An 8,970-nucleotide genomic window follows, 5' to 3' on the forward strand; every position below is an offset into this window, starting at 1 on the left:
CGCGTGTGCGTTCAAGCACCCGAGTGTGCGCTCAAGCACTCGCGTGTGCGCCCAGGCACCCGAGTGTGCGTTCAGGGCTTCCGAAGTGCCGTCATGGCGGTGATTCCGCGTTTTCCACGCCCGGGATGCACTGTCGAAGCCGTCACTGCACACACAATGCCTTTTTGTCTAGGCACCCGATCGCGGTAGAGTGCACAACGTGCAGCGGGTGCTCCTCCTCGGACGCCGCGACGGGGTCTGATCCAGACCGGCCTCCCGTCGCGGGAGTTCGCAATGCGCCGGTCTGAGGTTCCTCACTGATAACCCTGGAGCACCAACCGTGACTAATCCCGATTCACCCGACGTCTTCGTCTCAACGCGCACCATCACTACACCAGCCGGCGCCCCAAGGCCCGGCCAGCCCGTATGGAACCCCCAACGTGGTTCGTCTATGCCGGTCAACCGGTATCGTCCGTTCGCCGAAGAGGTCGAGCCCATCCGGGTAGCCGACCGCACCTGGCCCGACCGGGTGATCACCGACGCGCCCCTGTGGTGCGCGGTTGATCTGCGCGACGGCAACCAGGCGCTGATCGACCCGATGAGTCCCGCGCGCAAGCGCCGCATGTTCGATCTGCTGGTCCGGATGGGCTACAAGGAGATCGAGGTCGGATTCCCGTCGGCCAGTCAGACCGACTTCGACTTCGTGCGCGACATCATCACCGACGGCGCCATCCCCGACGACGTCACCATCCAAGTGCTCACCCAGTGCCGGCCCGAGCTGATCGAGCGCAGCTTCCAGGCGTGCGAAGGCGCCGCCAACGTCATCGTGCACTTCTACAACTCGACCTCAATCCTGCAGCGCCGCGTGGTGTTTCGCGCCGACCGGGACGCCGTGCAGTCCATCGCCGCGGACGGCGCGCGCAAGTGTGTCGAGGAGGCCGCGAAGTATCCGGACACTCGGTGGCGATTCGAGTACTCCCCCGAGTCCTACACCGGGACCGAGCTGGAATACGCCAAACAGGTTTGCGACGCAGTGGCGGAAATCATTCAGCCGACGCCGCAGAACCCGATCATCTTCAACCTGCCGGCCACCGTGGAGATGGCCACACCCAACGTCTACGCCGACTCGATCGAGTGGATGAGCCGCAACCTGGCCAACCGGGAGTCGGTCATCCTGAGCCTGCACCCGCACAACGACCGCGGCACTGCCGTCGCCGCCGCCGAACTGGGATACCAGGCCGGCGCCGACCGTATCGAGGGGTGCCTGTTCGGAAACGGCGAGCGCACCGGCAATGTCTGCCTCGTGACGCTGGGGCTGAACCTGTTCTCCCGCGGTGTCGACCCGCAGATCGACTTCTCCAACATCGACGAGATCCGCCGGACGGTGGAGTACTGCAACCAACTGCCCGTCCACGAGCGCCACCCCTACGGCGGCGATCTGGTTTACACCGCGTTCTCCGGCAGCCACCAAGACGCGATCAACAAGGGTCTGGACGCGATGAAGGTGGATGCAGATGCCGCAGATGTCGACATGGACGACCTGCTGTGGCAAGTGCCGTACCTGCCGATCGACCCCAAAGACGTCGGGCGCACCTACGAAGCGGTGATCCGGGTCAACTCTCAGTCCGGCAAGGGCGGGGTGGCCTACATCATGAAGGCAGACCATGGCCTGGCCCTGCCACGCCGGCTGCAGATCGAGTTCTCGCAGGTGATCCAGAAGATGGCGGACGGCGAAGGCGGTGAGGTCTCCCCGAAAGAGATGTGGGAGGCGTTCTCCGAGGAGTACCTGGCGCCGGTCCTGCCGCTGGAACGGGTCAAGCAGCGAGTCGACGCACCCGAAGAGGACACCGGGACCACCAGCATCACCGCCACGGTCAAAATCGACGGAGTCGAGACCGAGATCAACGGCGCCGGCAATGGCCCGCTCGCCGCGTTCGTCGACGCATTGAGCACGGTCGGGTTCGACGTGGCGGTGCTGGACTACTCCGAGCACGCCATGAGTGCGGGCGACGATGCGCAGGCCGCGGCTTATGTGGAGGCTTCCGTCTCGGGAAAGACCGTCTGGGGCGTGGGCATCGCGCCCTCGATCACGACTGCCTCACTGCGAGCCGTGGTGTCGGCGGTCAATCGGGCGTCCCGCTAGGTCGTCAGAACAGGACGAATTGTTCGTCGGCCATCGTGGCGCCGGCGAATTCCTCCATGTTGGTGCCGCCCACCACGGAAACCACGTTGTCCATGAACTGCGCGTCGGACACCATCGGGACACCCAGTTGCCGGGCGTGATAGCCCTTGCCCTGTCCGGGGGCGTGGTCGTTACACACCACCAGCGAAGTTTCCCGGTCGACGTCGTCGCTGTAGGCAAGCCCGGCGTGCAGGATTCGTTCGACGAGTTCTTCGTGGGTGCGCCCTACCTCCGCGGCCAGCGCGACCCGCATGCCCTGGACGAGTGGTCTGCCCCGGACGTAGCGGCCCGGGTTCATATAAGGACAGGGCATACGGGCGGCCAACGCCTTCAGCGGCCGCAGCTCGTCATGGGTAACCCGGCCGTTGGGCCAGCGGCTACGGGTCACCGGATGCACCGGCAACCAGATGTCGCGATCGCGTGCCCGCCGCAGGGCAGCGGCAAGGATCCCGGTCAGCACCATCGCGTCGTCGAACGCGTCGTGCGGCCGTTCCTGGGTGACATCCCAGTGCGCGGCAAGCGTCTCCAGCCGTAGATTGTCGAGGCCGAGCTCCAGCCGGCGGGCCAACTCGACGGTGCACATGACGGTGTCCACGGGCAGCTCGGTTTCCGCCATTTCGGCTTCGGCTGCCAGGAACGAGTAGTCAAACGCCACGTTGTGCGCTACCAGCGTGCGACCGCGCAGCACTTCGATTACGTCGCCGACGATATCGGCGAACTGCGGCTGGTCCTCCAGCATCGCGGTCGTCAGGCCGTGCACGTGCGTGGGTCCCGGGTCGACCCCGGGGTTGAGCAGGCTCACCACCGACTGTTCGACCCGACCGTCGCTGTCGAGGCCCAGCGCGGCGATGCTGATGATCCGGGCCTGACCCGGGCGGAAACCCGAGGTCTCGACGTCGATAACAGCCCATCCCCCGTGCGGCTCCCGTGCGGGCCGGCCCCAGGACATCCGGTTCATGGCTTGAGGATGGCACGGCGAACCGACATCCCCGGTTCGCTGACGCGTCGTGTCGGCGCTGAAACTGCCTCGAGATCCGCAGCGCCAGGAAAGTGCTTGCGATCCACCCGATGGGGCGACCCGCTGCACCCAGCGCAGAGCGCCGCGATTGCGATCACCCTTAAACTGCGCGGGTGGTCACCGCTCGCGCACGTCTAGCTCTCGCCGCCGGGGCGAGCGCGCGATGGGCGTCGCGGGTCACCGGCCGCGGCGCCGGAGCCATGATCGGCGGCCTGGTCGCGATGACGCTGGACCGCTCGGTGCTGCGCCAACTCGGGGAGGGCCGTCGCACCGTCGTCGTCACCGGGACCAACGGCAAGTCCACGACGACACGGATGACGGCGGCCGCGCTGGGGACGATCGGCCCGGTCGCCACCAACGCCGAAGGGGCCAACATGGACGCGGGGCTGGTGGCCGCACTGGCTGCTGACCGGCGGGCTGGACTGGCGGCCCTCGAGGTCGACGAGATGCACGTGCCACATGTCTCGGATGCGGTCCGACCGGCCGCGGTCGTACTACTCAACCTCTCGCGTGACCAACTGGACCGGGTCGGTGAGATCAACGTCATCGAACGCGCCTTGCGGGGCGGTCTGGCCCGCCACCCCGGCGCTGTGGTGGTTGCCAATTGTGACGACGTGCTGATGACCTCGGCCGCCTATGACTGTCCGGACGTGGTGTGGGTGGCCGCTGGCGGGTCCTGGGCGAACGACTCGGTCAGCTGCCCGCGCAGCGGCGAGGTGATCGTCCGTGACCAGCAGCACTGGTATTCCACCGGCGCCGAGTTCAAACGTCCCACCCCGCACTGGTGGTTCGACCCGGAGGACGGGGGCAACCTCTACGGCCCCGACGGTCTGACATTGCCGATGCGACTGGCCCTGCCGGGCGCGGTGAATCGCGGCAATGCCGCCCAAGCGATCGCTGCCGCCGTCGCACTCGGCGCCGACCCGGCCAAAGCTGTCGCGGCGGTATCCGCCGTCAACGAGGTCGCGGGCCGGTACCGGACCGTCCGAATCGGTGACCATGTGGCGCGGCTCCTGCTGGCCAAGAATCCGGCCGGCTGGCAGGAAGCGCTGTCAATGGTGGACAAGCATGCCGAAGGAGTGGTGATCGCGGTCAACGGGCAGGTCCCGGACGGGGAGGATCTGTCCTGGTTGTGGGATGTGCGCTTCGAGCATTTCGAGGAGACGGCCGTGGTTGCCGCCGGGGAGCGCGGGACCGACCTGGCGGTGCGATTGGGCTACGCGGGCGTCGAACACACCTTGGTCCACGACACGGTGGCGGCCATCGCGTCGTGCCCGCCCGGACGGGTCGAGGTGGTCGCCAACTACACCGCGTTCCTGCAGCTGAACCGAAGGCTGGCGCGCCATGGCTGAATCGAAGGTGCGCATCGGGCTGGTGCTGCCCGATGTGATGGGCACCTACGGCGACGGCGGCAACGCCGTGGTGTTGCGGCAACGGCTGCTGTTGCGCGACATCCCCGCCGAGATCATCGAGATCACGCTGGCAGACCCGGTACCGGAGTCGCTGGACCTGTACACACTCGGCGGGGCAGAGGACTACGCACAGCGGTTGGCCACCAGGCACCTGATCCGGTATCCGGGGTTGCAGCGCGCGGCAGACCGCGGTGCGCCGGTGCTGGCCATCTGCGCGGCCATCCAGGTGCTCGGGCACTGGTATGAGACATCGGCCGGGGAACGGGTCGATGGCGTGGGCATGCTGGATCTGACCACCACGCCGCAGGATAAACGCACCATCGGCGAGCTGGTTGCCAAACCGTCGCTGCCCGGACTGACCGAACGCCTCACCGGTTTCGAAAATCACCGCGGCGGAACGGTTTTGGGGCCCGCAGCAGCGCCGCTGGGCGCGGTTGTCAAGGGTGCTGGTAATCGTGCAGGCGATGGCATCGACGGCGCGGTGCAGGGCAGTGTGGTCGCCACCTACATGCACGGACCGTGCCTGGCCCGCAACCCGGAGCTGGCCGACCTGTTGCTGAGCAAAGTGGTGGGTGAGCTGGCGCCGCTGGAGCTGCCCGAAGTGGATCTGCTTCGCCGCGAACGACTGGCGGTGCGCTAGCCATGCAGGTTGAGATGGCGAAGCCCCGCCTGCGGCTGGCTGTTGGTGCTGCACTGCTCGGCGCGGCCGCGTTCAGCACGTCGCCGACCGCGGCGCACGCCGATTACGAAGTCCCGAACGGCCGGTACCACGTGGTCTACCGAGACAACGACAAAGCGACCGCCTGGCTTTTCGTCCCGTGTGGTTCGGACTGCACCCGGGCCACCTCACAAGATGGCGGGACATTCGTCATCAGCTGGGAGTTCCACCTCGCCAACGGGCGATGGACCCACATCGGTACGGCCCAGACGGCGTGCCCGAACGGCGCACCCGCCCCGGTCACCGTTAATTACAGCTTCGATGCGATGTCGCTTGCCGGCGAAGGCCAGACGACGACGTCGGACGCGTGCGGTGAGGAACCTGGCAAGACCTTTACGAGGCCTTTCCAATTGAGCAAGGCCTGAGGTTGAGCAGAGCCTGAGGCTCGTCAGACCATGGCGCGGCGGCCGGTCAGCGCACGCCCCAGGGTCAGCTCGTCGGCGAACTCCAAGTCGCCCCCCATCGGCAGCCCGGACGCGATCCGCGTCACGGTCAGGCCGGGGATGTCGCGCAGCATCCGGACCAGATAGGTTGCGGTCGCCTCGCCCTCGGTGTTGGGGTCGGTGGCGATGATCACCTCGGTGATGTCGACATCGTCGACCCGCTGACCGATCCGGGTCAGCAACTCACGGATCCGTAGCTGTTCGGGACCGATACCGGACAGCGGGTCCAGGGCCCCGCCGAGCACGTGATACCGGCCGCGGAATTCACGGGTGCGTTCGACCGCCTGGATGTCCTTCGGCTCCTCGACGACACACACCTGCGAGCCGTCCCGGCGCGGATCCGCACAGATCCGGCAGCGTTCGTCGTCGGAGACGTTGCCGCAGACCGCACAGAACCGCACGCCGTCGCGGACCTTGCCCAGCACTGCCGTCAATCGGTCGATGTCCGGCGGCTCAACCGACAGCAAGTGAAAGGCGATGCGCTGCGCGCTCTTGGGTCCGATGCCCGGCAACTTGCCGAGCTCGTCGATCAGATCCTGAACCGGTCCTTCGAACATGTGGGTGCGGTCAGACCCCCGGCACGCCGGGCGCCGGCGGAGCAGGTGCCGCCGGCGGACGCAGGCCGCCTGCCAGCGCACCCAACCGCTCCTGGGCCATCTTGGTGACTTGCTGGGAGGCGTCGCGCATAGCGCCGACAATCAGGTCCTGCAGGGTCTCGATGTCCTCGGGGTCGACGACTTTCGGATCGATCTTCACCCCGACGACCTCGCCGCTGCCCTTGACGACCACCTCGACCAGTCCGCCGCCGGCTTGACCATGCACCTCGGAGTTGGCCAGCTGTTGTTGCGCCTCAAGTAGTTTCTGCTGCATCTGCTGCGCCTGGGCCAGCAGTTGCGACATATCGCCTCCGGGTTGCATGACAGTCCCCTCGCATCTTGGTCTCGAGTTGGTTTCGCCTGCGGGTGTCGGGCGATTTGAAACATTCAGCGTAGTCCGCAGCGCGTTACCTTGGCGCAGTGGACGTACGAGTCAGCCTGCGTGTCGGGATCACCACCCTCATCGGAGTACTGGCGGCCGCGGTGATGCCGCTCATGCCAACCGCGGCAGCAGCTCCCGGCTCCCTTGCCGGGATGGTCGTTTTCATCGATCCCGGCCACAACGGTTCCAATGACGCTTCAATCGGACGCCAGGTGCCCACCGGTCGAGGCGGCACCAAAGACTGTCAGGCCAGCGGTACGTCGACCAACAGTGGATTTGCCGAGCACACCTTCACCTGGGACACCGCGCTGCGGCTGCGTGCCGCCCTCAACGCGCTGGGCGTCCGGACGGCGATGTCGCGCGGCAACGACAACGCGCTGGGTCCTTGCGTCGACGAACGTGCGAACATGGCCAACTCGCTGCGCCCCAATGCCATCGTCAGCCTGCACGGCGACGGCGGCCCCGCCTCCGGCCGCGGGTTCCACGTCAACTACTCCTCCCCACCGCTGAACGCGGCCCAATCCGGACCGTCGGTGCAGTTCGCGCGCGTGATGCGCGACCAGTTGCAGGCGTCCGGCATCCCCCCGGCGAACTACATCGGCCAGGGCGGGCTCTATGGGCGCTCTGACCTGGCCGGCCTGAATCTCGCTCAGTATCCGTCGGTCCTGGTCGAGCTGGGCAACATGAAGAATCCCGCGGATTCGGCGCTGATGGAGTCCGCGGAGGGTCGGCAGAAGTACGCCGACGCGCTGGTTCGCGGCGTCGCCGGGTTCCTTGCCACGCAAGGGCAGGCGCGTTAGCCGACCCGGCTCTCCAACTCGTTCTTCAGGTTGGTCAACACCTCGTTCTGAATCTTTTTCAGCCCGAGCGGTGCGAACGTCTTCTCGAAAAAGCCTTTGACCCCGCCGGCGCCGGTCCAGGTGGTCGTCACGGTGACGCTGGATCCGGGACCCGCCGGCGCCACCGTCCAGTTGATGACCATCGACGAGTTGGCGTCCTTCTCGATGACCGTGTGCCCGGCGACATCGACATTGACCTTGACGTCGCGCACCCGAGACTCGGTTGCCTGGAGCCGCCACTTGGCTACCGTGCCCTGCCCCTGGCCGCCCTCGAGTACTTCGTACTCGCTGTATTGCGGGGAAAGGATCTTCGGGCGGACATTCCGGTAATCGGCCACTGCGTCGAACGCGGCCGACGGCTCAGCGTCGATCAAGACCGTGCTGGCTGCTTTCACCTGTCCCATCAGGTGCAACTCCTCTGTCTAGGGTCCGCTGTCGCGGACCACGATATAGGTGCTGGATGCGGCTACCCTTCGATGCGGCGGGCGCCCAGTTCGTTCTGCAGCAACTCGAGAGCAACCTCTTCCGGATCCCGGCGGGGTTCCAACGGATCGCTGCGCCCAGCTTCGGCGAGCATGCTTTCCTCTTCCTCGTGCTGCACCGGATTCGATTGCGGGACCGACGATTCCACTTGCGGTGTAGCCGCGGTGCGATCGGCGGCGGCCGGTGGACCCGTCTCACAACGAACGCGCCAGTTCACTCCTAGGGCGTCCTTGAGCGCCTCGACGATCACATCGGCGTTGCGCTGTTCGGACAACCGCTTGGCCAGCGGGGCCTTGGCCTGCTGGGCGCCACCGACGTCGCACTGATCGACGACGCCGTAGACGCACTCGCCGCCGGGGACGCGGCCGCATTGTTCGGTGCCGTCGAATCGGTGATCGACGCCGGCCACGACCCGCGCCGCTTCGCCACTGACCTGTTGGAGCGATTTCGCGATCTCATCCTCATGCAAGCGGTCCCCGACGCCGTATCCCGCGGCGTAGTGGACGCGCCGGAGGACGTCCTGGACCGCATGCGCGACCAAGCGGCCCGAATCGGTCCGGCGACCCTGACCCGGTATGCCGAGGTAGTCCAAGCGGGCTTGGGGGAGATGCGCGGCGCGACGGCACCACGGTTGCTGCTGGAAGTGATCTGCGCGCGGCTGTTGCTGCCCTCGGCTACCGATGCCGAATCGGCTCTGCTGCAGCGCGTCGAACGCATCGAAACCCGGCTCGCCATCTCGATACCCGCCGCCGACGCCGCTCCGAGCGCGCCCGTTCACCCGCCCGTCACACGACCCGCACCCCGGCGGACGCCCCCTTCCCCAAAGCCGGAGGCAGCGGCTTCGTCGATCAGTGCGACGTCGGTGGCGCCCAGCAGGCCAAGGGCCCGCTGGTATCCGACCCGGCCGCCGTCGGACCG

9 protein-coding genes and 2 pseudogenes are annotated in these 8,970 nt (G+C 66.9%); 6 read left to right on the forward strand and 5 right to left on the reverse strand.

The window, feature by feature from the left end; genetic code table 11:
* The first annotated feature begins 319 nt into the window (after window positions 1-319).
* Window positions 320-2,122, forward strand: coding sequence for a 2-isopropylmalate synthase (gene leuA, locus A5636_RS00310; protein ID WP_155763468.1), 1,803 nt, complete (start codon window positions 320-322; stop codon window positions 2,120-2,122).
* 4 nt (window positions 2,123-2,126) lie between these two features.
* Here the strand turns inward: leuA and A5636_RS00315 are convergent, their stop codons facing one another.
* Window positions 2,127-3,119, reverse strand: a complete 993-nt coding sequence (locus A5636_RS00315; protein WP_155763469.1) for a DEDDh family exonuclease — start codon at window positions 3,117-3,119, stop codon at window positions 2,127-2,129.
* A 173-nt stretch (window positions 3,120-3,292) separates the two neighbouring features.
* Here A5636_RS00315 and A5636_RS00320 point away from each other — a divergent pair, with 173 nt between their 5' ends.
* From A5636_RS00320 to A5636_RS00330, 3 genes are read left to right on the forward strand one after another with little or no spacing between them, the layout of a single operon-like run.
* Window positions 3,293-4,531: a Mur ligase family protein gene (locus tag A5636_RS00320; RefSeq protein ID WP_065156715.1), complete on the forward strand. Its 1,239-nt coding sequence runs from the start codon at window positions 3,293-3,295 to the stop codon at window positions 4,529-4,531.
* On the forward strand, window positions 4,524-5,231 hold the full coding sequence (locus A5636_RS00325) for a type 1 glutamine amidotransferase (protein WP_065156716.1): 708 nt from the start codon (window positions 4,524-4,526) through the stop codon (window positions 5,229-5,231). The genes A5636_RS00320 and A5636_RS00325 overlap by 8 nt, the downstream gene beginning before the upstream one ends.
* A 14-nt stretch (window positions 5,232-5,245) precedes the next feature.
* Window positions 5,246-5,674, forward strand: coding sequence for a hypothetical protein (locus A5636_RS00330; RefSeq protein WP_065156725.1), 429 nt, complete (start codon window positions 5,246-5,248; stop codon window positions 5,672-5,674).
* Between the two features lie 23 nt (window positions 5,675-5,697).
* On the opposite strand, the gene recR is transcribed toward A5636_RS00330, so the two are convergent.
* Together recR and A5636_RS00340 are read right to left on the reverse strand one after the other, a co-directional pair.
* Window positions 5,698-6,309, reverse strand: a complete 612-nt coding sequence (gene recR, locus A5636_RS00335; protein WP_065156717.1) for a recombination mediator RecR — start codon at window positions 6,307-6,309, stop codon at window positions 5,698-5,700.
* A 10-nt stretch (window positions 6,310-6,319) separates the two neighbouring features.
* Window positions 6,320-6,670: a YbaB/EbfC family nucleoid-associated protein gene (locus tag A5636_RS00340; protein ID WP_081287506.1), complete on the reverse strand. Its 351-nt coding sequence runs from the start codon at window positions 6,668-6,670 to the stop codon at window positions 6,320-6,322.
* Window positions 6,671-6,768: 98 nt separating this feature from the next.
* Between A5636_RS00340 and A5636_RS00345 the strand changes: the two genes are divergently transcribed.
* Window positions 6,769-7,530 carry an Rv3717 family N-acetylmuramoyl-L-alanine amidase gene (locus A5636_RS00345; RefSeq protein ID WP_065156719.1) on the forward strand — a complete coding sequence of 254 codons (762 nt, stop codon included), beginning with the start codon at window positions 6,769-6,771 and terminating at the stop codon, window positions 7,528-7,530.
* Here A5636_RS00345 and A5636_RS00350 read toward each other — a convergent pair.
* Both A5636_RS00350 and A5636_RS25110 read right to left on the reverse strand, forming a co-directional pair.
* Window positions 7,527-7,973, reverse strand: coding sequence for an SRPBCC family protein (locus A5636_RS00350; RefSeq protein WP_065156720.1), 447 nt, complete (start codon window positions 7,971-7,973; stop codon window positions 7,527-7,529). The two genes, A5636_RS00345 and A5636_RS00350, sit on opposite strands and share 4 nt — an antisense overlap.
* 62 nt (window positions 7,974-8,035) lie before the next feature.
* A pseudogene (locus tag A5636_RS25110) lies at window positions 8,036-8,344 on the reverse strand (DNA polymerase III subunit gamma/tau); the annotation flags it as partial.
* Between A5636_RS25110 and A5636_RS00355 the strand changes: the two are divergent.
* Window positions 8,339-8,970 (forward strand): annotated as a pseudogene (locus tag A5636_RS00355) (DNA polymerase III subunit gamma/tau); the annotation flags it as partial. The pseudogenes A5636_RS25110 and A5636_RS00355 sit on opposite strands and share 6 nt — an antisense overlap.

The sequence above is a fragment of the Mycobacterium asiaticum genome (genome assembly GCF_001673315.1).
Lineage (GTDB): Bacteria > Actinomycetota > Actinomycetes > Mycobacteriales > Mycobacteriaceae > Mycobacterium > Mycobacterium asiaticum_B.